We start from the raw sequence: 22,688 nt of genomic DNA on the forward strand, positions 1-22,688 counted from the left end.
TACCGCTTGCGGCCCTAGGCGCTCTGGCGCTGCTGGATCGCCTGCTGCGGGTTCCACTTGTCAAGGATCGCCCAGACAAATGCGGCCATCAGCAGCCAGAGCAGCTGGGTGTGGGCGCGCATGGCGAAGTCTACCACGTAGCGGCTTTGTGGCATACTCTGGGTCAGCTGCGCGACCCACTGGCCGGGGAGCGCCATTGCCTGGGTGATCTGGGCCTGCACATCGACCTGCGCGGCCACAAGCTCGAATACCTGCCAGCCGATCAGCAGCGAGAGCAGGATGGATGCGGTGGTGGCGATGTAGGCACAGATCACATGCCAGCGCTTCGGCTGCGGGCTGAGCGCAGCGGCAAAGGCCGCCTGCGACAGTGTCATCGTCAGCAGGTTGGCGGTGAGATCTGAGGGCACCTCCCAGCGCAGCTCGCAGCGGGTGGCGTTATCGAGCTGCTCGTGCTTGCGCGCGTAGGCCGCACATGCTGGGCACGAGCGAATATGTTCTTGAACCTCTAGGTCGGCGCTGGTGGCGTCGAGCAGCAGCTCTTTGCGGATGTGAGAACATGTGACCATAGCTACCTCGCCTTTGCCATGCCCAGAGTGGCAAATGGGCTGAACAGCGATACCTGGCGGTTCCGCTCGACCTTGGGCGGCGCAGCGACCTCGCGCACGCGCGGCGGTTGGGCACCTTGCTCCTGGGCTTCAAGCAGCGTTGCCAGCCGCTCTTTCCCGCGCCGAATATGGCTCTTGACAGTGTTCAGAGGCATATCAAGCACCTCGGCAATATCCGAGTACTTCATATCATCAAAGTAGTAGAGGGTGAGCACTAGGCGGTAGTGCTCTTCGAGTTGGCCCAGGGCGGCGCGCACCTGATTCCGCAGCTCCTGCGAGTCAAGCGCATCGGCGGGGTTCGACCAGCGGTCGTCGTCGGCCACCTGCCGCATGGGGTCTAGCTCATCCTCTTCGGCGGCATTTGGTACGATCTGCACCTGCCGCCCCCGGCGACGCAGCTCATCGCGCCCCAAGTTTACCACTAGGCGGTAGAGCCAGGTGGTGAATCGGCTCTCGCCATTGTACTGGGGAAGAGCGCGACAGAGGCGGATGAAGGCTTCTTGCGTCAGGTCAGCAGCGTCTTCGGGATTTTTGAGCACGCTCATCGCGATGCTGTAGACATAGTGCTGCTGGCTCAGGATGATCTGGGCAAATGCCTCTCGATCCCCTGCCTGCGCGCGTCCGATAATATCAGCAGATGGCTCGGCCACCGTTTCATTCCTCCTGCAGCTTGTTCCAAGAACTCGCCTGCCAGTGATACTGTTATCCATGACGTAGTGGCGAGAAAGAAAGTTGCAGCAGATCGGTGCAGATTTGCAAAAGAGATCGAAATGCGGCTGATGGGTTGGCTTGCGAGGCGTAGGAGGGGGCTAAAAGTACGTGCTCGCTTCGATTTGGGCGCGGTAGCAGAAAAAGCCGTAGGCGCTGTCTTGCCACGGCTTTCTGCAAATGCTTGGTGTGCTCGATACCGCTAGGTACGCCATTTCCGACACGTGATGGTGGTGCCCTGGCCTTCTGATGAGCGGATGTCGAACTCATCCATCAGGCGCTTCGCGCCCGGAAGACCCATACCCATACCACGTGAGGTACTATAGCCGTCTTGCATCACGAGATCGATGTTAGCGATACCTGGACCTTGGTCTTCGCAGACAATCTCGATACCCTTGCGCCCAGTGCGTTCGATCTCGCGCACTGTAACGTTCCCCGTACCTGCGTACAGGAAGATATTACGCGCAAGCTCGCTCACCGCGGTTGCAATCCGCGCCTGATCGATCGCGCCGAAGCCCAGGGCCTTGGCGGTGTCGCGGGCGAGGGTTCGGGCGATGACGATATCGAGGTCGCTGCGGATTACCGCAACTTTACCCTGCGCCATCACCACTCTCCTCAACCTGTCGACGAAGGATAGCAAGACCTTTTTCGAGGTTCAGAGCGGTTAGGACGCCCCGAAGCTCAAGCCCAAGCTCAACAAGTGTGATTGCCACTGCTGGTTGTAATCCAGTGATCACCACACGCGTACCCATGAGGCCGGCCATAGCGGCGATGTCGCTGATGAGGCGGCCAATGAAACTGTCGACGACATCGACGGCGGTCAAGTCGACAATCAGCCCACGCGCTTTTGTCTCATAGATGCGCTGGAGAAGATCGTCTTTGAACTGCACGGCGGACGCATCATGAAGAGCGACCTGAATCGATGCAATCAAGACATTTTCAATTTTGAGGATCGGGATCCGGAGGCTTTCCAAGACTGTGACCTCCTCGACAAGCTGCGAGAGATTAATGTCTACTATTCCAATGGTTGCAGCTCGGCAGGCAGGAAGGCTCCCAACATGGGCACACGCTGTAAGCGATTACGCCTTCAGCTTCTTCTGCTCCGAGGCAGGGGCATGAGAGACCCATGACGGACCTTCTACCTCCACGAACAAGTATACACTATTTCTGGCAATTTGCTAAATAAGCCAATATGAATAATTGTGATCAGAACGGTAGCAGACACAGCATGTGGCTGTATCTGGATGCTATAATGCTACGACCTTCATAGATTACCATATGTTGAGCGCATGAATTACGCATGATAACACGCGATTTTACGGCCACAACGTTTATTGTTCACAATGCATGTACGCTCCTTTTGTTTCACCGGAAGTTGCACATATGGGTGCCGCCAGGCGGTCATATCGAACCACATGAGCTTCCCCATGTTGCAGCCCTACGTGAGGTGCGCGAGGAAACCGGTTTTGATGCAGAGCTGATCGCCAAAGGGGCTTGGTTGGGAAAGGTTGAAGTGCTGCCCCAACCCCAGTGTATTCTACTAGAAGATATTGCGCCTGACCATCAGCATGTGGATTTAGTTTACTTTGCACGTATTACCGCAGGCGAACTAGATTATTCGCCGCGTGAGGCAGCCGATGCCCGCTGGTACTCCTGGGATGCGTTGGGCGGCGAGGAGATCGCTGAGGATATCCGCCAGCTGGGGCGGCAGGCTATTGCGGCTTGTGCCGGGACTGACGATACGATAGGCGATAGGAGCGTGTGATGGCGGTACTGACGGTGGGCTTGGCGCAGATGGACATTGTGCTGGGTGAGCCAGAGCAGAATACGATGGCGCTGCAGGCACTGGCCGCCGACGCGCGCGGGCAGCAGGTCGATCTGCTGGTGCTCCCTGAGCTGTGGTCGACAGGGTATATGCTGGAGCGGGCGGACTCGCTGGCGTGCGAGCTGGGCGGCGGCGCGAGCGCGGCGATGGCCGAGGCGGCTCGCACCTATGGGCTGGCGATTGTCGGCTCGGTGCTTGCGCGCCAGGCTAGGGGGGTGGCCAACACGGCTGTGTTCTATGAGCCGGATGGGTCGCTGCGCTGCAGCTATAGCAAGCTGCACCTGTTTGGCCTGATGCAGGAGGATCAGTTTCTGGTGCCTGGCGATGCTGCTCCAGTGCTTGATACGCGCTGGGGCAAGGCTGGCCTTGCGATCTGCTATGATCTGCGCTTTCCCGAGCTGTTCCGCTCCTATGCGGTGCGCGGCGCTGGGCTGGTGGTGATGCCATCGGAGTGGCCCTACCCACGGCTGGGCCACTGGCGAACCCTGGTGCAGGCGCGGGCGATCGAGAACCAGTGCTTTATGGTGGCGTGTAATCGCGTTGGGCATGATCGGGCGAGCCACTTCTGCGGGCACTCGATGGTGGTGGACCCGTGGGGCGAGGTGCTGGTGGAGGCTGGTGATGAGCCAGGGCTGTTTGTGGCGCAGCTGGATCTGGATGTGGTGGCGGCGGTGCGCTCGCGCATGAGCGTGCTGAGCGATCGGCGGCCCGATGTCTATGGGGCGGGCGGCTAGCTGGGCAACAAAAAACGGGTGGCTAGGCCACCCGCGTTTGTTTGTTGTGAAGTGAGGGGTACCCAGAGGAACTCACGTACCGTTGCTACCTCTCGGTCCTGGCGGGGTTCCGCAAGTATCTGCCACCCCTCGCGGCGCATTATACAGCCAATCCGCTTCTGGCGTCAAATGATCTTGCGCTGCCAGACCCCGAATGGTATAATCGCTTGCCAGTTTAAGCGGGGTTATTGAGGAGGCGTACACTTTGGAAACCGCACTCTATATTGCCATAATCATTGTTGCTGTGGTGCTGATTGCCCTGGTCATTCTTCAGGGCCGAAATGCGGGCCTGCAGAGCCGCGACACTAGCTCGATCTATCGCACCAAGCGTGGCCTAGAGAAGACGATCTATCAGACGACGGTTGTGCTGGCGGTGGTGTTTCTGATCCTTGCGCTGTTTGCGAGCCTGCCGCTGTCGATCTTTACCTCGGCTGCTGCCTTTGGCATCCCAGGTCTGCTGTAAACGCATATGGCACGTAGGATCCGATGGCAGATCCTCATTGCGGTGGTGAGCGCGGCGCTAGTGTTGGGGCTGATGAGCTATTTGGCCCTAACTACCGCCGCCATCGCCCAGCCCCTGGCGGGCGGTGTGTTCACCGAGTATGAGGCATCGCAGCCAACCCAGGTTAACCCACTTCTCAGCAACCCCGCGACCGACACCACCGCCGCCGATCTCCAAGCACTGCTGTACAATGGTCTGATCCGCATCGGCATCAATGGCTTTGCCGAGCCTGATCTGCTCGAGTCTTGGCCCGAGATCGATGAGAGCGGTACGGTCTACACCTTCACCCTGCGGATGGATGTGCGCTGGCACGATGGTGCGCCGCTGAGCGCTGACGATGCGCTGTTTACCCTTCGTTCGGTGCAGTCGCCAGGCTTCGTGGGCGACCCCACGACGGCGAGGATCTGGCGGAATGTGCTGCTCGAACGGGTCGATGATCAGCGTTTCCGGGCCACGCTGCCGGTGCCGCTCGCATCGTTCTTGAGCTACGCCACCTTCCCGATTCTGCCCGCGCATCTGCTTTCCGACGTTCCCGCCGAGGACTGGTCGACCACCGACTATAACACGCGGCTGATCGGCACCGGCCCCTATATGTTGGCCGAGCCGATCTCGGCGGAGCGCGCGCTGCTGAAGGTGAACCCAGATTATTTTCGCGGTACGCCGTATATCGATAGCATCGATCTGCGCTTCAACCAGTCGGCGCAGGATGCCCTGACAGCGCTGAGCCGGAATCAGGCGGTGGGCTTTGGGGTGAGCAGCACCAGCGAGCAGAGCCGCGCAAACGCGCCGCGCAGCGCGACGCGACACACCATCCCGCTGGCGAGCTTCACCACCCTGACGTTTAATATGCGGCAGGCCCCTTTTGATGATGTGAAGCTGCGGCAGGCGCTGTCGCTGGGGCTTGATAAGGATGCGATCATCAAGGTGTCGCTCAATGATCTTGGGCAGCGCCTAGAGTCGCCGATCCTGCCGGGCTGGGCGCTGGCGAGCCATGGCCTTGACTTGCCTGTGTTTAATGCCCAGTCCTCTGCCGATGCGCTTGATGCGGCGGGCTACGCCCCTGGGGCGGATGGCGTGCGTACGCGCCAGGGCAAGGCGCTTAGCTTTACGATCCTGACCGATACGACGTCAGACCATACCGCCGCCGCCCGCGAGGTTGCCCGACAGTGGGCGGCGCTTGGGGTGCAGGCCAAGATCGAGCAGGTGGAGCCGAGCGAGCTTGAGCAGCGCCTGCAGAGCCACTCCTTCGATGTGGCCCTGCACGGCTGGCAGCGCCAGGGGCCCGACCCCGATGCGCTGTATGCGCTCTGGCACTCGAGCGGGGCCGAGAGCGGCTTCAACTATGCGGGCCTGCAGGATAGTGATATCGATGAGCAGTTGACCCTCGGGCGCGAGCAGGCGGAGCCGGAGGAGCGCCGCAGCGCCTACGCCGCGTTTGAGCAGCGCTGGCTGGAGCTGGCGCCAGGGATCACACTCTACCAACCACTGTTTGTCTACACCTCGATCAGCGACCTGGGCGGGCTGGCCTTCGATGCCGAAAATGCCAACACGCCCGTGATGCCGCTGTTGCTAGGCCGCGAGGATCGCTTCCGCAACGTTGTCGGCTGGTTCTTGCAGAGCGGTCGCGAGATCGGCGGCGATTTGCGCCAGCGACCCTAACGAATATCCCCGCTTAAAAAGCATATCGCTAGGCATCCGTGGATGGATCGCCTAGCGATATGCTTTTTTTGAGCCTTGTGTCGGATATTCAGCATCCCAATCAACATTACTAGGTGCTCTCTCAGCACATTATCAGAAAGTGATGGCAAACTGATAAAAGTATGATATAATCCCCTCGTCCTGAAGGCTGAATGTTCCCTGTAGACCTCAGCCGTAGACGAAGGAACTTTATGAGTAGACCTGAGCACCTTGTTCGTGCGCTTGCCTTGGCTGCAGTGGTGTGCTTTGTGAGCACGCTGATGCCCCTGAGTGTGGCAGATGCCAGGCAGCGGACCCTAGAGGGCGCAGCAGATACCCAGGAAGTACTGAATGTGGCAGTGAGCCAGGATGGCGAGCTGCGGCTGAATGCCGATGCACCACCGCCACCGATTGATGACTCTGGCTATTCTCGCTTTGGCATCTATACATCTTCCCCTCTTGCCTTCTCTTCCCTACTTCAATCTGTGCAACTCAGCTACACCTTGGTAAGCCCAAGCGATGGCGTGGCCATGTTCGACCTGCGTGTGAGCCCCGACGGCCAGCGCTGGGGCGAGTGGGAGATCGACCACGTGAGCGGCGAGCTGGTGCATTTTGCCCAGGCTGGGCGCTATGTGCAGTACCGCGTGCGCATGTTTGGCAACCTTGCCCCGCTGGCCGTTCGCGACATCGCGGTGAAGCCGACTGGCTCGGTGGATCTGATGGCGCTAGATGTGCCGCCGGTGGCCCCCACCTTCAAGGTTCACGCGACCCGCATGGGTATGGTCGGCGGTCGCACGGCCAACGGGCACCGCATCACGAAGCGCGATCACTATGTGTCGCTGCCATCGTGGCGATCGCTTTCGTCGCGCGGGGGGAGCGAGTACATGGTGCGCGTGACCTACAACGGGCGCAGCTCGGTTGCGCCGGTGTATGATGTAGGCCCGTGGAATGTGCACGATGACTACTGGAATAAAGAGCGTGAGCGATTTAGCGATCTCCCTTGGGGATACCCACAAGATCACGCTGCGTATTTTGATAAATATAACAAAGGCTATGCCGAGAAGGGCCGCGTGCGCTTCCCAACGGCGATTGATATCGGCGATGGGGTGTGGTGGGATGATCTGAAGATCAAGGGCGACCGCGCCGTGGTCGAGGTGACGTTCCTGTGGCTGGGCACCGATCCGCTGGAGGCCGAGGCGACGCCGACGCCCGTGCCGACTGAGGCCCCGACAGCTGCACCGACTGAAGTCCCAACGACTGCGCCGGTTGAGACGCCGCCGACATTCGCGCCGACCGAGGCCCCGATTGAGTCGACGCCGACCGCCGCGCCGACCGAGGCCCCGACGACCGCGCCGGTTGAGGCGACGCCGACGCCCGTGCCGACTGAGGCCCCGATTGAGGCGACGCCGACGCCCGTGCCGACCGAGGCCCCGATTGAGGCGACGCCGACGCCCGTGCTGACTGAGGCCACGCCCGTGCCGACCGCCGCGCCGACCGAGGCCCCGACGACCGCGCCGGTTGAGGCAACGCCGACCGCCGCACCGACAAAAGAGCCAGCGCCGAAGGCGTCGGAAGTAGTGGTGCAGGTCGACTCAAAGTCGTTCCAGAAGGTGCGGGCGAAGGTCTGGTATGACAGCCCCGCGAGCTGTGGGCCGGATACCCTGCACTGGACCTACACCACAACCAACCCGGATGAGGGCGAGAACACCGCTCGCTGGCAGCCCAAGCTGGCCGCCGAGGCCGCATACGAGGTGCGGGTCTACATCCCCAAGTGCGAGGTGAAGGCCGCGCGCACCAGCAGCGCCCGCTACCTGATCAAGCACCGCGATGGCGTAGAGGAGGTGGCGGTCGACCAGGCTGCGCACGGTGGCGAGTGGGTCTCGCTTGGCCGCTACACCTTTGCGAAGGGCCAGGATGCCTATGTGGAGCTGAGCGATGTGACTGGCGACTCGATGAAAGCGCTGTGGTATGCGTCTGTGAAGTGGACACCGGCGGCTGACCGCAAGTAGCTGTTCGCGCCAGCGCAATACGAAAGGCTGTGGCCATGTGCCACAGCCTTTTTCGTGCGTTTGAGGGGCGTGATGCTACAGCGGCTTGTGGGCCTTGAGCACTAGGTTGACGAATGTCTGCTCGTCGCCGCGCAGGTGGTTGTTTGGCTCGTCGAAGTGGCGCAATACCGACACGCCAAGGTTGATCGGGTTCAGCAGGCTGCCGCTGTTTTTCTCGCCACGGAAGCGGTCGGCGGCGTTACGCAGGTTCTGGGGCAGCAGGTTATTCTCGATCAGGGGCTTGCCGATGCTGTAGACGATCAGGTGGATGAGCGGGAAGCAGTAGTGGGTCTGCTCCTCAAGAATATCGATCTCGAAGCCCGCACCGCTGATCACGCTGCGCAGATCCTGGGGCAGGTACAGCCGGAAGTGGTTGCTCCACAGGCCGGTGATGATCCCTGGTTCGCGGATCGGCTCAAGGCCCAGCGCCTCCAGTGTCTTGTTGATCGGATCCCACAGCACCGGGTAGTTGGCGTGGGGCACGCTGAGCGCCAGGGTGCCGCCGGGCTTGAGCACGCGGTAGACCTCGGCGATGGCCTTGCGGTCGTCGGCCATGTGCTCCAGCACCTCGCTCATCAGGATCTTGTCGAAGCTGTTGTCGGCGAAGGGCAGCTGGTGGATATCGACGCGGGTGAGGCGGGCATCCACGTGCTCGTTCTCGGCCCATTCGAGGCGACCGATGTCGCCATCCACGCCGTAGATCTCGACGTTGCGCAGCCTGGTCATCATCATCATATACACGCCCATACCGCAGCCGCAGTCCAGCACCTTGTCGCCGTCGTGCAGGTCGAGGTGGTCGAGCAGCGAGCGGGCGCGGCGGCGGTAGGCCATGTCGGCCTCGTTACGCAGCAGGACATCGAGCTTGGCGTGGTCGTCCTCGGTCAGGTGGTAGTAGCCGGGGCGCGCGGGTGTTGAAGTTTGTTCCATATGGTGCTCGGTGTTTTACAGTGAGGGCTTCAGCGAAAAGAACACGCGTTGGGTGCTATCTGCATACCCGTTGAGGGTCTACCATTGCGACAGCAGGGCATGCCTAAAGATGCTGGCGCTATAGTAGCATATCGACCGTGGATCGCAAGGGGAGCGGCGGCGCAATGAAAAAGGGAGCGCTGCCTTTCATCTTGCTCCCTGGTGCTGGTCTGAATGCTCTTGGCGCTACGGCGGCCGCTAGGAGTTGGTGGTCGGCCCCTGGTTTTGCGCCACCAGCTGGCTCACCAGCGAGACCAGCTCCTGCGAGTCGATCGGCTTGGTGAGGCATGCGTTCGCGCCCGAGTTGCTGGCGCGCACCAGGTCGCGCTCGTAGCCGCTGGCGGTGAGCACCACAATCGGCAGCTGCTTGTAGCGCTCGTCGGTGCGCACATGCTTCATCAGGGTTAGCCCATCCATTTTGGGCATGCTCAGGTCGGTTACCACCAGGTCGACCGGGCTTTCTTCGAGCCGCTCAAGCGCCTGCACGCCATTGAGCGCGGTGACGACCGAGAAGTGGTTCTGCTCGAGGATGAAGCTGAGCAGCCGCTGATTGGGGGAGTGGTCGTCTACAACAAGAATAGTTGCCATATATTCCTCACGCCTTTACCGCTATAGGTATTTCACAAGCCGCCAGTGGTTGCCTTCGGGGCGAGGTGTGTAGGCTACCTCGTCCATTAGGTTCTGGATGATGAACAGGCCATAGCCGTGGATCTGGGGGGCATCCAGGGTAGGCATGGGCACAAGCGATGGGTCAAAGTGCTGGCCACAGTCGGAGAGCTCGATGATGAGCTGCCGCGGCTGCTGGAGCAGCGCCAGCTCCACCTGGATTCTGCCTCCTTGCGTATTGACATATGCGTGGCCAACGATATTGGTGCATACCTCATGGGCGGCAAGCTGCAAATTATATACCAAAGCCTCATGATCTTCGATATTATCGACGTGGCTCATGATCTCGGCGATGCAGCCACTCAAGATATTGAGGTATTTGTAGGTGGCCGGCAGATCAAGCCGCACAACCTCTGCATAGTCGAGGGTCACCTGCTATACTCCTTTGATAATGACAAGTGTCTGATCATCATCTTGTAGGTGCCCGCTGCCAAACTGGCTGATGGTGTCGAAGAGCCTCGTGGCGATCTCGCGGGCCGAGCCATGGGCCTGGCGGTTAACCAGGTCGAGCAGCCGATCATACCCAAACATCTCTTCCTGTTGGTTTCGTACATCGGTAAACCCATCTGTGGCAATGATAAGCAGGTCGCCAGGCATCATCGAGATGATGTGGTTGCGGCAGAGCGACACATTCAGCACGCCGATCGGCGTGCTATCGGCCTGCAGCAGCTCGGCGGGGCGGTTGGCAGGGCGGTAGATCACCGGCGAGTGCCCGGCGTTGGCGTAGAGCATCTGGCGCTTCTCGGGGGCGTACTGGCCGATGAAGGCGGTGGCGAACATGCCCACCTTGGTGAAATCCTCGTACAGATCCTCGTTGGAGTTGCGCATCACGATCTCGGGGGTGGGGTTGGGCATAAAGCTGGCTTTGCTGTGGATGGCGGTGCGGGTCATCGTCATCAGCAGCGCCGCCGAAAGCCCCTTGCCCGTGACATCGCCGACGGTGAAGATGAAGGGCCGGTTGGGCGGGTGCACAAAGTCGTAGAAGTCGCCGCCGACCTGGGATGCGGGCCGCGAGTGGGCGTAGATATCGAGCCCCGGGATGTTGGGCAGCTGCTGGGGCAGCAGCTGCAGCTGCACCCGCTGGGCCAGCTCGACCTCGATCTGCAGCTTGGCCTGCTCGACCGACTCTTGGTAGAGCAGCACGTTTTCGATATGTGCGCCCGACTGCTGGGCGATCGCGTGGATGAGCTTGACGTCGGGGGCGGTGAAGCTGGCACCGATCTTGTTGAACAGGCCGATGCCCGCGTTCAGGGCGTTGCGCACCTGGATGGGGGTGAAGAAGAGGTTGGACACCCCGGGCGGCAGCTCGCTCTGGTTGCTCTCGTTGCCCAGCATCACATCCTGCTCGCTGGCCTGGGCCTGCCAGAAGATCTGCCAGATGAACGCTTCGTCGATGCTGTTGGGCGGCGACTGCACGATGTGCGGCTCGCCGCTGGGCAGGATCATCACAGCGAACCCTGCCTTGACCCTGGCGAGACGCACCGTCTCGGCCACCACGCGCTGGAGGGTCTGCGGGATGTTGACATGGCTGCGCAGCGACTGGCTGAGCTGGTAGAGCGCGACAAGCTGATCTTGGCTGGCCACGAGGTCGGCGGTCATCGAGCGCAGCTCGCCTTCGAGCTGGTGGAGCTGGGCGATCAGCGCGGCGTCGGAGGTGAGGCGTGTCTCGTGGGCTTGGCCTACGACCCCATAGATGCGCAGCTCGCCCAGGATGTCATCGTTGCCCCAGATCTGGGCCATCAGATATGGCTCATCGGGGCAGACGCTGGTGGGCCAGCGGGCCAGCATGGTCTCATTTTCCCACACCTCGAAGGCGACCGCGCCTGATTCTAACCAGGATTGAGCCAGTACGGCAAACTGAGCGCGCTGTGTTTTGATCAGGGTTGTCAGCATAGGTTCGCTACTTGCCACGCGCTCAGGCTGTGAAATGCTGTAGGGCATGCGCCTCGTCGACAAAGATGTAGAAGGCTTTGTCGAGCCGGGTCAGCTCGAAGATCATGAACACCGACCGCTGGAGACCGCAGAGCAGCAGGTCGCCGCTCTGCTGGCGGCTGCGCTTCATGCCCTGCACCAGGGTCGCGAGGCCAGTAGAGTCGACAAAGGTCACACCGCTGAGATCGACAATGATTTTAGGAGAAGCTACTTGAACCAGGCGGTCAAGCTGTTCTGCGATTGCGGGGGTGGAGTAGTTATCAAAGCGTCCCGCCAGTTCAAAAATGGTCACATCCCCAGCGGAGCGTGTTTTGATCTCCATTCAGTCTTGCTCCTTATTACAATAGGTCGTTTTTGCACTAGTGCTGTATGGTGTCGGAGAGCAGCGTGCTCTTGGGCGTATGTTGGCGTTGGAACTGTCGGCGCATCCAGGCCATGGCTGAGTGTAGCATAAGAAGTATATCACCATGCCACGTGCACGTAGAGACATAGTACGCATCCGCAACAAGAACGCTGTCGAGATCGCTTTCTGGGGTTGTCTGCACATACCATGCGCCTAACAGCCCTGCGGGGCGATCGTAGTGCTTCTGCTGCCACGACTCGTGGATGCGCTCGGCCTCGTCGGGGCGCAGCGGCTTGACGCCCACCAGCTCGCAGTCGGCGCGCAGCACGTTGGCCAGGGCCGGCAGGTAGGCCAGCTGGGTGGTGCGCAGCCAGCGCCCGAACGCGCTGGTGCTGCCGTCGGCGCGGGTGTGGGCCAGGGTGAACATATCGAACGGGTACGGCCCAGTCTCCTGGCGGTTGCGCAGGGTGGGCGGCTGGCTGCCCACGCGCCGCTCGCGCTGGATGGCGCGCCCGTGGAACAGCAGGGCGAGTACGGCCAGGGCGAACTGGATGGGCAGCGAGAGCAGCAGCAGCAGCGCTGCCAGCGCGATGTTGCCCAGGCGGCGGAAGAAGCCATCTGGCCCCTCGACGCCGATCTCGGAGAGCAGGAAGCTGTCGACGATCTCGGTGGAGTGGGCGGTCTCGGTGTCGATCAGGGTCGAGCGGTTGGCCACCACGCCGCTGAGCTTGAGCAGCCGACCGACATAGGTGCGCTCGAAGATCGTGGTGCGCTCGACAGTGGCCTCCTCGTCGATCACGGCGTTGGCCCCGATCACCACCTCTGGCCCGATCTCGACCTCGCGACCCAGCCAGCAGTTGTCGCCGATGCAGATCGGCGGGGCCAGCTGGGCGGTGGGGTGGATGGCGTCGTTCAGGCCGACCCAGATGCCGGGGGCGATCTGGCGACCATCGACCGAGGGGTGGCGCAGCCGGGGTGTGTCGCCCAACGATGCTGGGTCGGCGGCGTGGTAGGCGTTGAGCAGGAAGACCCGCTGGGCCTCGCGGTACTCCTGGAAGGTGCTGAGCGGGTTCCAGTAGGCATCGCTGGGCAGGGCGTGGATCTGGGCACCGGCGCGGCGGATGGCAGGCAGCAGCTGGGCGTCGATCTCGCCGCGGGTGCTGGCGGGCAGCAGCCCCAGCACGCTTGGCTCAAACAGATACGCGCCGGTGAGATAGAGCGGCGGGTGCTCGGTATTGCGGCTGGGCAGGGCGAACTGCTGCGGGTCGATGGCCTGCTGCCCGGGCTGGGCGGGCGGGCGCGGCGAGACGATGGCGGTTGCCAGGCCGCCGTGCGCACGGTGGAATGCGAGCGCGGCCTGGATGTCGATATCGAGGATGCTGCTGCTGGGGATCACCGCGAAGGTTTCGTCGAGCAGGTGCCCGGCCCACTGGAGCGAGCCTGCGCTGCCCAGCGGCTCGCGCTGGCTCAGGAAGTCGATATGCATGCCCCAGCGCCGCCCGGTGTTGACGAACGAGGCGATGCTGCCGCTGCGGTTGTAGAGGCTCACCAGCGCGTGCTTGTTGCCAGCGCGGGCCAGCAGCTCGAGCGCGATGCCGATGACGGGGCGGTTGACGATCGGGATGAGCGGGGCAGGCGTGCTGCCTGTCAGCGGCGCGAGCTGCTCCAGCTCATCGGTTGCCAGAAGAATGATGCGCATAGCACTTCCATCGAGATATCGCCGCGCCGACGCGCGGGAGATCACTTACTTACCGAGGCGTGGGGGTTGGACGAGCTTGCCATCGCCATCGTTGGCTTTGCTGGTGCGCTGGTGGCCGTGCTCAGGTCGCTGAAGATTGCCAGCACAAGGTCGAGCTTGACCAGCTGGATGGTGCGGAGCGTATCGCCCGTGGCTCCAGCCACGCGCAGCGCCCCGCCGTGCTCCTGCGCGATCTTGTTCAGCTGGATCATACCAGCCAGCCCGGCGCTGGCGATAAAGCTGGTCTGGCTGAGGTCGAGCACTAGGCGCGGGTTGGACTCCAGCAGCTTGCGGGCGGCGTCGATCATGCCCGGCGTGGTGGAGGCATCCAGCATGCGCGGGCTGGCCAGCACCTGCCAGTCGGATTGAACCTGCACTTTTTCGATCGGGGCGACGGTCGACTCGTGGTGCGATTGGATCGCCCCCTCGATGTTGGACTGGATCTCGAAGAAGCGGTCGAGCTTGACCAGCGAGAGCAGCTGCATGATCGGTGCCGAGACATCGGCCAGGATGAGGCCGCCGCCGTAGGAGCGCGCGCGGTTGGAGAGCGTGACGAAGGTGCCCAGCGCCGAGCTGTCGAGAAACTCGGTCTGGGCCAGGTTGAGCACGAGCCATGGCGTGGTGGCTAGGGCCTGCTCGGCCTGCTGGATGAAGATCGCCTGGTTGCCGCGATCGAGCCGCCCTTTGACGCTGATCACGGCCGTGTTGCCCACCAGCACTGTGTCGGATGCGGGCAGGATACTCATCTTGGGCGTGGTGCGGCGCATGGCCAGCAGCTGCCAGAAGTAGAAGTAGCTGAAGTAGACCATGTCCAGCGCGTAGCGCTTCCAGAGGCGCTGCGGCTCCTGCAGCAGGCGGTAGGCCCATTCCAGCCCGAAGCGCTGCATCCACAGCGGGGCGCGGCGGGTGACGCCCACGATCATGTCGAGCGTGCCGCCGATGCCGACGCTCACCGGCACCTTCAGCGCGCGGGCGTGCATGCTGATCCACTTTTCCTGCTTGGGGTTGCCAAAGGCCACGAAGAGGATGTCGGGCTTGGCCTCGCGCACCTGATCGATGATCTCGGGGTCCATCTCCAGCAGCGGGCGGTTGGCTGGCGAGTGGATGCCGGCCACGCGCAGCCCAGGGTAGCGCTCGCACAGGATCTCGGCGGCGCGGGCGGCCACGCCGGGGCGCGCGCCCAGGAAGTAGACCGAGAGGCCGCGCTGGGCGGCCCGCTCGCAGAGGGCGGGCACCAGATCGGCCCCGGTGACGCGACCTTCCAGCGAGACGCCCAGCAGGCGGCTGCCCCAGACCAGCGGCATGCCATCGGCGGTGGCCATGTCGGATTCTTGCAGGATGCGGCGCAGCTCGGGATCGCGTAGAGAGTTGACGACAAAATCGGCATTGACCGTGGCTATCTGGTGGGTTTTGCCAGTAGCGCGGCTTGTCGCGATGAATGACTCAATCCGATCAAGCGCCTCGGGCATGGTCAGATCGTCAACGGGAACCCCGAGAAGTATCAGAACTTTACGCATAGCTGGCTATTTCCTTCTGCCCATCGCCGGGACTGTGGAGCGGGCGGTTTGCTAGTACGCGCCCTTGCTCAAAAGTACTGCTGGGATGGTTTTTACCAGAATCTCTAAATCTTTCCAGATGCTCTGCTCGGCAATATACTGCAGGTCGAGCTCGACCCAGCGTTTAAAATCGACATCGCTGCGCCCCGAGACCTGCTGCAGGCCGGTGATGCCCGGCACCGCATTCAGGCGCTGGAGCTGATCGAAGGTGTACTGTGCCACCTCTTTGGGCAGCGCTGGCCGTGGCCCCACCAGGCTCATCTCGCCCTTGAGCACGTTGAAGAGCTGGGGCAGCTCGTCCACGCTGATCTTGCGGATGATCCGCCCGACCCTGGTGATGCGTGGGTCGTTTTTCATCTTGAACACGGGGCCATCGGCCTCGTTTTTTGCGGCCAGCTCGGCCTTGCGCTGCTCGGCGTCGATATACATCGAGCGGAACTTGTAGCACGGGAAGGTCTCGCCCCACTTGCCCACGCGGGTCTGGCGGAACAGGATGGGGCCAGGCGAGTCGATCTTGATCGCCAGCGCGGTGATGGCCATGATCGGCAGCGCGAACACCAGCGCCACGCACGCGACCGCCACATCCAGCATGCGCTTGAGCCGACCCACCAGCTTGAGCCGCAGCACGCGCATGACCATGGCCACGCGCAGCCGCTGGTTGGCGCGCACGCTCTGGAAGCGGCGCTGGGCAAACATCTCGATCATGCGCTCGGTCTTGGGGTCGGCGTGCGGTGCCGAGATAGCAGGCAGCGCTGGGCTGGGGCTGTCGACGGGTTCGATCTGCTCGTGCTGGTGCGTCACCTCGGTGCTCCTCCACTCTTCCGAATCTCTCGCAAGTGTATCTCTTGTTGTACCGAATCAAGATGAAAAAACGCCTTTTTACGCTTCTGATACATATGAAGATTTGTTCATGATGAGGTTAGGCGTTCTTATGCAGAGCATACCGCATCGTTGCGGGCAAGAGAAGATCAAAGCCGATGCATCCTGGTTGCAATATGTTATGGGTCGTTGCGCGCGGTGCGCACCCAGCCACGCCGCTCGGCCCCCACCAGCACCCGGATGTAGACATAGACCTTCCAGATGATGAAGAACGGGGCGTAGAGCAGCGCCTGGTACACGCGCAGCGGCATGCGCGCCAGCAGCAGCCCGGCGAACACATAGATGGCGATGCCCAGCACCAGCGCCGCAGCGACGCCGATGGCCAGCGCGCTCTGCAGCAGCGCGGCGGCGATCAGGCATGCCACTGCCGCCGCCCCTACCAGCGAGAACGGCGGGATGAGCTGCTCGACCGCCGCGTCGAAGAGCATGAAGCTGCGGCGGCGCAGCGACTCGCGCAGCAGCTGGGGCACGTAGCGGCGCACCATCTCGACGCGGCCCGCCTCCCAGCGGGCGTTCTGGCTGCGCGATGCGGCCAGCGTGCTGGGCATCTCGGCCCACACCACCGCGTCGGGGGCGAAGGCCACGCGCTGGCCGCTCAGGATGAGCGCCATGTGGTACTCGATGTCCTCGGTGAGCGAGGCGGGCCAGGGGTGCTGCCGCGCCACATCCGCCGCGAAGACCATACCGTTGCCCTTCAAGCCAGTGGAGCCGCCCAGCACCATGCGGCCCTGGGGGCGCAGGTAGTGCAGCGCGGCCAGCGCCACCGAGCGCAGGCTGGCGCTCCACGACTGCTCGGGGTCGCGCACGGCGTAGTAGGCCTGGATGGCCTGCTGGCCGCGCGCCAGCCGCGCGTTCATCACGGCTAGGAAGTTGGCCGACAGGATGGAGTCGGCATCCATGATCACGATGGCGTCGTGCGGCTCGCCCGCATCCCAGAGCCGCTGGAGCAGCCACTGGAGCGCGTAGCCCTTGCCCACCAGGGTGTCGTCGAAGCGCTCGTGCACCACTGCGCCGCCGTCGCGGGCCACCTGGGCGGTGGCGTCGCTGCAGTTGTCGGCCACCACGTGCACGGCGTAGCGATCCTTGGGGTAGTCGAGCGCGCGCAGGTTCTCCAGGGTACTGGGCAGCAGCTGCTCCTCGTTGTGGGCGGGCACCAGGATGAGGAAGCGGCGCTGCCCCTGCACGCGGGCCAGCGCGGTGGTGCGCGCGGCGAAGCACGCGGCGATGGTCAGCATCAGCAGGTAGTCGACGATCAGGGCGCAGGCGGCCTCGGCGATCAGCAGCAGGATCAGCAGTAGGGTGGTCATGGCTCTCTCTCACTGCCAGCGCTGGCGGGCGTGGCGTCGCGCGATGGTACCGCTCCCACAGGGTCGAGCGTCTGGTCGACGATCTGGGCTAGGCGGGATGCGTAGCTGTCGAGATTCATGGCTTGCTCGATCCGATCGCGGCCAGCCGCGCCCATGGCCATGGCCTGCCCAGGGCTGGCCAGCAGCCGCTCGATCGCGCTACGCAGCGCCGCCGGATCGGATGGTGGCACGTAGATGCCCGTCTGCTCATCAATAACAACGTCAGTCTGGCCGGGTGTTCGGGTACACACCACGGCGCGGCTCATCGCCATGGCCTCCAGGATGGCGGTGACGCCGGCCTGGAACTCGACATCGTGCAGGGGCATCACCAGAAACTGGCTGTCGGCGTAGAGCTGTCGCAGATCGTACTGCGAGAAGCGCTGCACGCTCACGTTCTGGGGGATGGCGGCACCCTCGGTCTCATCGCTGCGCTTGGACCAGGGGCTGGCGGCGGCGATCACCACGCGGGCGGGCAGGCCATCCACGGCCTGCAGCAGGGTGCGGTAGTCGCGGGCCTCCAGCCCCACGGCGCAGATCGTGGGCGGCACGGTGGGGTGCGGCTCGACCTGGCCCAGCGCGAAGAACTGGCTGTCCACCATAAACGGCGTGAAGACCACGCGCTCGGGCGCGACCTTCCAGCGCTGCTCGATAAACTCCTTCTGGCGCGTGGCGTAGACCAGGAAGCGGTCGATGTGGCTCTGGATGCCAAACAGGTCGAAGAACAGCATCTTCTTCTTGACCGACAGAATGTGCACGATCATCAGGTGCCTGGGGCGCTTGCCGAAGGGCGCGGCCAGCTTGAGCAGCAGCGCCAGCGGAATGCCCACCTGCTCGCCGTCGGTGAAGATCGCCTGGTAGCGCGCGCGGGCCGCGAAGCAGGCCCAGGCCAGCAACAGATCTGGCCCGCCCACGCGCTCGAGCAGCGGCCCGATGCGCGGGTGGCGTCGCCGCGCCTCGGCATAGTCGATCAGGTCGGCGTCCATAGCCTGGCCGAGCATATAGTAGTCGGCGCGCGGGCGCTCGCCCCTGGCGATGCGCTCGGCGGTATCGGGGGCGATGTTGCCGGAGATGGTGAGTAGAACTTTCGCCATCCTGCGATACTCCGTTATCTCTTGGCCGCTGCGGCCTCGCGTTTTAAAAGGTCGAGCAGGCGGTGGGCGTTGTGCTCGGCGTCGTAGTTGTGGGCCACACGGGCCACGGCCTGCTGGCCCAGCCGCAGCCGCATGGCCTCGTCCTTCACCAGGGTGGCCAGCGCGTCGGTGAGCCCCTGCTGGTCGCCTGGGCTGATCAGCAGCCCCGTCTCGTTCTGGGCGATGATTTCGGGGATGCCTGCGACGGTGGTGGAGATGCTGGGCAGCCCGGCGGCGCCCGCCTCGGACAGCACCATGGGCAGGCAGTCGCCGCTGGTGGGCAGGCAGAAGATGTCGCTCTGGTGGTAGAGCCGCTGCAGCTCGGGGCTGTTAGGCTGCATACCGTGGTAGATGAACAGGCCTTCCTCGGCGGGCAGGTCGTCCTTGGTCACCAGGTGCAGCTCGACGCCCAGGTGACGCAGCGCCCGGAACGACTCGACCAGCAGCATGCCGCCCTTGCGCCGCAGGTCGCCGCCCACAAATAAGATCTTGACCGGGCCGGGGTGCGGCGCGCGCGGCTCGGGCCGCTGCCACGCGGCGGTGGTGACACCCGGCGGGATGACCGTGATCTTCTCGGCGGGCACCTCGTAGTCATCCACCAGCCCCTGCTTGGCCCACGCGCTCCATGTCACCAGGTGGCGGGCGGCGCGGAAGCAGTCGCGGTTGAGCCGCCACTTCCACTGCTCCACCGCGCTACTGCCGCGCTGGTGGCCGTAGGATTCGCCCAGCTGATCGTACTGGATGGGTGTGGCATCGAGCGATAGGACGCTGGGGATGCGGCGCACCCAGTAGGCCGAGAGCACGGCGGGCACCTGGGTGTGGAAGAACAGCGCGTCGAGCGGGGCCTGGTGGGCCATGGCGCTGATCTGCTGGCGCGCGCGCACGCCGGCCCGCACCGTCCAGTTGCTCTTGTACACCGGGATGCGCGCGCCCAGCCCCGAGACCTCGAAGGGGATGAGGCCCCAGAGGGCGCGGATCTCGGGATCGCTAGGCACATGGGCCTGGAGATTCTTGGTGTGCGTGATATGGCCTAACGCCTGCTCGATGATGAATCCGATGGTGTAACTGGTCATAGCGCCTATTCTATTCATCTGATTGCGCACATGCCAAGTTGCGCTGCGCCCCCGATGTATACCAGCCGCATATGTCAGCCTGTTGAATCTGCTGTGAAGCGAGATGAGATAAACGTCATTTTTCGGGTACTGGGTGCGCTTGGGAATGGGCAGCCAAGAATATGCTGCATCATGCCAATTATAGCGCGTCGCGCAAGCGCCTCGGTCAGTTCTGGCTGGCTATCTCGGATGCTGGATCGTAATCCCCGGCCCGCCGCCCGCTGGGGGCAGCAGGCCGGGGCTGCTGGGCTACGACGAGCGCGCCCAGATCGAGGGGTCGCGCACCATCCAGGTCTTCCAGCTGGTCTGGCTCGGGTCTTTGCTGCGGAACAGCACGCTGGATGCTCCGGCGGGGATGGGGGTCCAGTACGACTGGAAGTGATCGGCCAGGTACTTTTCCTGCTGCTGCTTTTGGGCATCGGCCCAGGTTGCGCCGCCATCGAAGCTCACCTGGATGTCGCTCAGGCCGGTGAAGCGCAGGCGGGCGTCGGCGGGCGCGGGCTTGGCAAATCGCACCGGGGTGGCCGCGTTGGCGGGCGAGACGATGCTGCGGTCGGCGTGGATCATGGTGAACGGCACCACCGGCGCGATCGTGAAGTTGTCCCAGTGCCACGAGTTGGGCGTGCAGGTACTCTCGCAGCCCTTCAGCGGGTTGTACGAGTGGTGGCCGAACTGCACCACGCCCTTGTCCCAGGCCAGCGGGTCGATAGCCTCGTCGATCCACCAGAAGTTATAGTCGGGCATGCCAAACTTGATGTGGCTGCGGGTGATCCGCAGCTCGAACAGGTCGCGGCGCTTGGCGTCGGGCGTGAGGAACTGCTCGTAGCCGGTCCAGCCGTTGGTGCCGAAGGTGGTGCTGTTGAAGTTCTCGATGCGCTTGCCGATAAATGTGGTCTTGGTGACCCCATTGTCCTGCGCCGAGTCCATGCGGATCTCGATCGCGTTGCGCGGCTCGCCGTTGCCATCGGGCAGCCAGTCCTCCAGCGCCAGCTGCAGGTTCTCGTCGTAGGGCGTGATCCACACATCCACCCAGTCGCGCAGCGAGGTGCGCTCGGTCGACATCTCGAAGCGGATGACCGCCTCGCCCTTGGAGAAATCGACCATGCGATTTGGGGTGAGATAGACCATGCCGTAGTCGGATGCGTAGATCGAAGTCATCAGGTGATTCTTGCACAGGTAGGCCGCGTCGCTGAAGCTCTGGATGCTGTGGGTTGCGGGCGGCGCGCCGCAGTCGGGGCCGTGGCTGGCCTGGATGGCGTGCTCGTACTGGTCGGTCGGCTCACGGCGGTGCACGGTGATGTCCCAGTCGTCGGGCTTCCACCGCCGGGGCGCGCTGGTGGCGATGCTGAAGCCCTCGGTGAAGCCGGGCGTCGGCAGCCCCGAGAGCGGGCCGAGTGAGGCGATAAACGGCATGAACAGGCTGCGCTGCTGGCTCTGGGCGCGGGCCAGGTGGCCGCCGCGCAGCTCGGCGGCGGCGGCAGCGCCGATGGCTGCGGCCAGCACCCATGCGAGGATCCCCCAGCTCAGATGGCGACCCCGGGCGCTCGATCGTGTGGCCATGGAATGCTTGGTGGTCATAAATAGTTGTACATCTTCCTTGTGTGTGCGGTGTGATGTCCGGTGATGAGCAGCTACCTATGATGGATGGTCATGGCAAGTAGGCTGAGGCTGGGAGTGACGCATCCTGTTTCGCGACATCGGCCTTCGCGGCGTTGGCGCGTGCGGTCGCTGGGCGAACAGACCATCGGCGGGTGAGATTCACTTCGTTGTGAGGGGCGAGGTGTCGGCGGCGGGCGGCGCTGGCGCGAAGAGCGCGGCCTCGCTGCCCAGGCCGTCGATCAGGCCCTGGTAGTAGCGCAGGCTGAAGATACCGCTGTAGGCGAAGCGCCCCACCGGCCCCAGCCGCAGGGCGTTGCCCGCGCTGGCGGCGGCCTGCAGCAGGGCGATGGCCGCGCCGCTGGCCGCCGGGCGGTTGAGGCAGCGCCGCACCAGCAGGCGCAGCAGCGGGTTGCGCTCGCCGAACTCCTCGCGGGCCTTCGGCACGATCCAGGTCTGGCCGCGGGTGGTGGCGAAGATCGCGTCGTTGCGACCGTAGGCGTAGGGGATCTCCATCCACGAGCGGAAGCTGCGGATGGCGTAGTGCAGCCCCACCGCGCTGGGGTTGAACACATACTCCACGCCCAGCTCGTTCAGGCGGTAGGCCAGCTCCACATCCTCGGCGCGGCGGAAGCTCTCGTCGAAGCCGCCCGCGCGCACCACCAGCTCGCGGCGCAGCGAGGTGTTGCCGGTGTAGAACTGGCGGGCGGTGGGCTTCCACTTGCCCTCCTGCATGGCGCGGTACTGCTTCATGAGCATGGCCTGCTCCCAGCGTACCCACGGCTCCATGGCGAAATCGTCGGGGGTGAGCATGGGGCCGAGCACCACCAGCGGGCCGCCGGACGCCTGGTGCAGGCGCATGTGCTCGGCCACCAGCGTGGGCGTGGGCACCACATCGTCATCCACGAACAGGATGAGCGCGCCGCTGGCGTGGGCGATGCCGTTGTTGCGGGCCTTGGCCGGGCCGCCGTGCTCCTGGAGCAGCGGGCACAGCCTGAGCGGCCCCTGGTAGCCCTGTAGAAAGGCACTGGTGCCGTCGGTAGACGCGTCGGAGACCACGATGAACTCGACAGCGTCGAGCGGGTATGTCTGGCGCGCGAAGGCGTCGAGCACACGTTTGAGCTGCCCAAGGCGGTTATGGGTAGGGATGACAACGCTCAGTTCGATCATCGGTGGGATACTCCCATAGTTGGTTCTATGCTGCCGCCGCTACCATACAGGGCGGAAATAAGCATTCTTTGAACAGCGAGCCGAGCGCAGATAACGAAACTGACACCTGCAGCCAC

Annotated in this window: 22 protein-coding genes and 1 other RNA gene; 5 read left to right on the forward strand and 18 right to left on the reverse strand. The window is 63.4% G+C overall.

Annotated elements, in window-relative coordinates:
* Nucleotides 1-14 precede the first annotated feature (14 nt).
* The 4 genes from F8S13_15585 to F8S13_15600 all read right to left on the reverse strand — a co-directional run bounded on the left by F8S13_15585 (nt 15) and on the right by F8S13_15600 (nt 2,287).
* The gene (locus F8S13_15585) at nt 15-566 is read right to left on the reverse strand and encodes a DUF3379 domain-containing protein (protein KAB8142404.1); all 552 of its coding nucleotides are present in this window, start codon (nt 564-566) and stop codon (nt 15-17) included.
* 2 nt (nt 567-568) lie between these two features.
* The gene (locus F8S13_15590) at nt 569-1,255 is read right to left on the reverse strand and encodes a sigma-70 family RNA polymerase sigma factor (protein ID KAB8142405.1); all 687 of its coding nucleotides are present in this window, start codon (nt 1,253-1,255) and stop codon (nt 569-571) included.
* A 260-nt stretch (nt 1,256-1,515) separates the two neighbouring features.
* Nucleotides 1,516-1,917, reverse strand: a complete 402-nt coding sequence (locus F8S13_15595; protein KAB8142406.1) for an anti-sigma regulatory factor — start codon at nt 1,915-1,917, stop codon at nt 1,516-1,518.
* Nucleotides 1,904-2,287 carry an STAS domain-containing protein gene (locus F8S13_15600; GenBank protein KAB8142407.1) on the reverse strand — a complete coding sequence of 128 codons (384 nt, stop codon included), beginning with the start codon at nt 2,285-2,287 and terminating at the stop codon, nt 1,904-1,906. Before F8S13_15600 ends, F8S13_15595 begins: the two co-directional genes overlap by 14 nt.
* Before the next feature lie 326 nt (nt 2,288-2,613).
* On the opposite strand from F8S13_15600, the gene F8S13_15605 reads away from it, so the two are divergent.
* The gene (locus F8S13_15605) at nt 2,614-3,078 is read left to right on the forward strand and encodes an NUDIX domain-containing protein (protein KAB8142408.1); all 465 of its coding nucleotides are present in this window, start codon (nt 2,614-2,616) and stop codon (nt 3,076-3,078) included.
* Complete coding sequence (locus tag F8S13_15610) at nt 3,078-3,872, forward strand: carbon-nitrogen family hydrolase (GenBank protein KAB8142409.1); 795 nt, start codon at nt 3,078-3,080, stop codon at nt 3,870-3,872. Before F8S13_15605 ends, F8S13_15610 begins: the two co-directional genes overlap by 1 nt.
* Nucleotides 3,873-3,919: 47 nt before the next feature.
* Here the strand turns inward: F8S13_15610 and ffs are convergent.
* Nucleotides 3,920-4,006: signal recognition particle sRNA small type (gene ffs, locus F8S13_15615), an RNA gene on the reverse strand.
* 110 nt (nt 4,007-4,116) lie between these two features.
* On the opposite strand from ffs, the gene secG reads away from it, so the two are divergent.
* From secG to F8S13_15630, 3 genes are all read left to right on the forward strand, one after another.
* Nucleotides 4,117-4,374: a preprotein translocase subunit SecG gene (gene secG, locus F8S13_15620; GenBank protein KAB8142410.1), complete on the forward strand. Its 258-nt coding sequence runs from the start codon at nt 4,117-4,119 to the stop codon at nt 4,372-4,374.
* 6 nt (nt 4,375-4,380) lie between these two features.
* Nucleotides 4,381-6,072, forward strand: coding sequence for a peptide ABC transporter substrate-binding protein (locus F8S13_15625; protein KAB8142411.1), 1,692 nt, complete (start codon nt 4,381-4,383; stop codon nt 6,070-6,072).
* 548 nt (nt 6,073-6,620) lie between these two features.
* Nucleotides 6,621-8,099, forward strand: coding sequence for a hypothetical protein (locus F8S13_15630; GenBank protein ID KAB8142412.1), 1,479 nt, complete (start codon nt 6,621-6,623; stop codon nt 8,097-8,099).
* 75 nt (nt 8,100-8,174) lie between these two features.
* On the opposite strand, the gene F8S13_15635 is transcribed toward F8S13_15630, so the two are convergent.
* The 13 genes from F8S13_15635 to F8S13_15695 all read right to left on the reverse strand — a co-directional run bounded on the left by F8S13_15635 (nt 8,175) and on the right by F8S13_15695 (nt 22,572).
* A complete protein-coding gene (locus tag F8S13_15635) occupies nt 8,175-9,065 on the reverse strand; it encodes a methyltransferase domain-containing protein (GenBank protein ID KAB8142413.1) in 891 nt (296 codons plus the stop codon).
* 237 nt (nt 9,066-9,302) lie between these two features.
* On the reverse strand, nt 9,303-9,692 hold the full coding sequence (locus tag F8S13_15640) for a response regulator (GenBank protein ID KAB8142414.1): 390 nt from the start codon (nt 9,690-9,692) through the stop codon (nt 9,303-9,305).
* A 21-nt stretch (nt 9,693-9,713) separates the two neighbouring features.
* Nucleotides 9,714-10,142, reverse strand: a complete 429-nt coding sequence (locus tag F8S13_15645) for an ATP-binding protein (GenBank protein ID KAB8142415.1) — start codon at nt 10,140-10,142, stop codon at nt 9,714-9,716.
* Nucleotides 10,143-10,145: 3 nt separating this feature from the next.
* On the reverse strand, nt 10,146-11,663 hold the full coding sequence (locus F8S13_15650) for a PP2C family protein-serine/threonine phosphatase (protein ID KAB8142416.1): 1,518 nt from the start codon (nt 11,661-11,663) through the stop codon (nt 10,146-10,148).
* A gap of 22 nt (nt 11,664-11,685) precedes the next feature.
* Nucleotides 11,686-12,024 (reverse strand): STAS domain-containing protein, encoded by a 339-nt coding sequence (locus F8S13_15655; GenBank protein ID KAB8142417.1) that lies wholly within the window; start codon nt 12,022-12,024, stop codon nt 11,686-11,688.
* A gap of 37 nt (nt 12,025-12,061) precedes the next feature.
* A complete protein-coding gene (locus tag F8S13_15660; protein KAB8142418.1) occupies nt 12,062-13,744 on the reverse strand; it encodes a nucleotidyl transferase in 1,683 nt (560 codons plus the stop codon).
* 41 nt (nt 13,745-13,785) lie between these two features.
* Nucleotides 13,786-15,300, reverse strand: a complete 1,515-nt coding sequence (locus tag F8S13_15665; GenBank protein ID KAB8142419.1) for a WecB/TagA/CpsF family glycosyltransferase — start codon at nt 15,298-15,300, stop codon at nt 13,786-13,788.
* Nucleotides 15,301-15,351: 51 nt separating this feature from the next.
* Complete coding sequence (locus F8S13_15670; protein KAB8142438.1) at nt 15,352-16,044, reverse strand: exopolysaccharide biosynthesis polyprenyl glycosylphosphotransferase; 693 nt, start codon at nt 16,042-16,044, stop codon at nt 15,352-15,354.
* 293 nt (nt 16,045-16,337) lie between these two features.
* Nucleotides 16,338-17,525: a glycosyltransferase gene (locus F8S13_15675; protein KAB8142420.1), complete on the reverse strand. Its 1,188-nt coding sequence runs from the start codon at nt 17,523-17,525 to the stop codon at nt 16,338-16,340.
* Nucleotides 17,522-18,655 (reverse strand): glycosyltransferase family 4 protein, encoded by a 1,134-nt coding sequence (locus F8S13_15680; protein KAB8142421.1) that lies wholly within the window; start codon nt 18,653-18,655, stop codon nt 17,522-17,524. The genes F8S13_15675 and F8S13_15680 overlap by 4 nt, the downstream gene beginning before the upstream one ends.
* 14 nt (nt 18,656-18,669) lie before the next feature.
* Nucleotides 18,670-19,767: a glycosyltransferase family 4 protein gene (locus F8S13_15685; GenBank protein KAB8142422.1), complete on the reverse strand. Its 1,098-nt coding sequence runs from the start codon at nt 19,765-19,767 to the stop codon at nt 18,670-18,672.
* A 288-nt stretch (nt 19,768-20,055) separates the two neighbouring features.
* On the reverse strand, nt 20,056-21,366 hold the full coding sequence (locus F8S13_15690) for a hypothetical protein (GenBank protein ID KAB8142423.1): 1,311 nt from the start codon (nt 21,364-21,366) through the stop codon (nt 20,056-20,058).
* Between the two features lie 198 nt (nt 21,367-21,564).
* Nucleotides 21,565-22,572: a glycosyltransferase gene (locus tag F8S13_15695; GenBank protein KAB8142424.1), complete on the reverse strand. Its 1,008-nt coding sequence runs from the start codon at nt 22,570-22,572 to the stop codon at nt 21,565-21,567.
* Between the last annotated feature and the right edge of the window lie 116 nt (nt 22,573-22,688).

The sequence above is a fragment of the Chloroflexia bacterium SDU3-3 genome (assembly GCA_009268125.1).
Classification (GTDB): Bacteria; Chloroflexota; Chloroflexia; order Chloroflexales; family Roseiflexaceae; genus SDU3-3.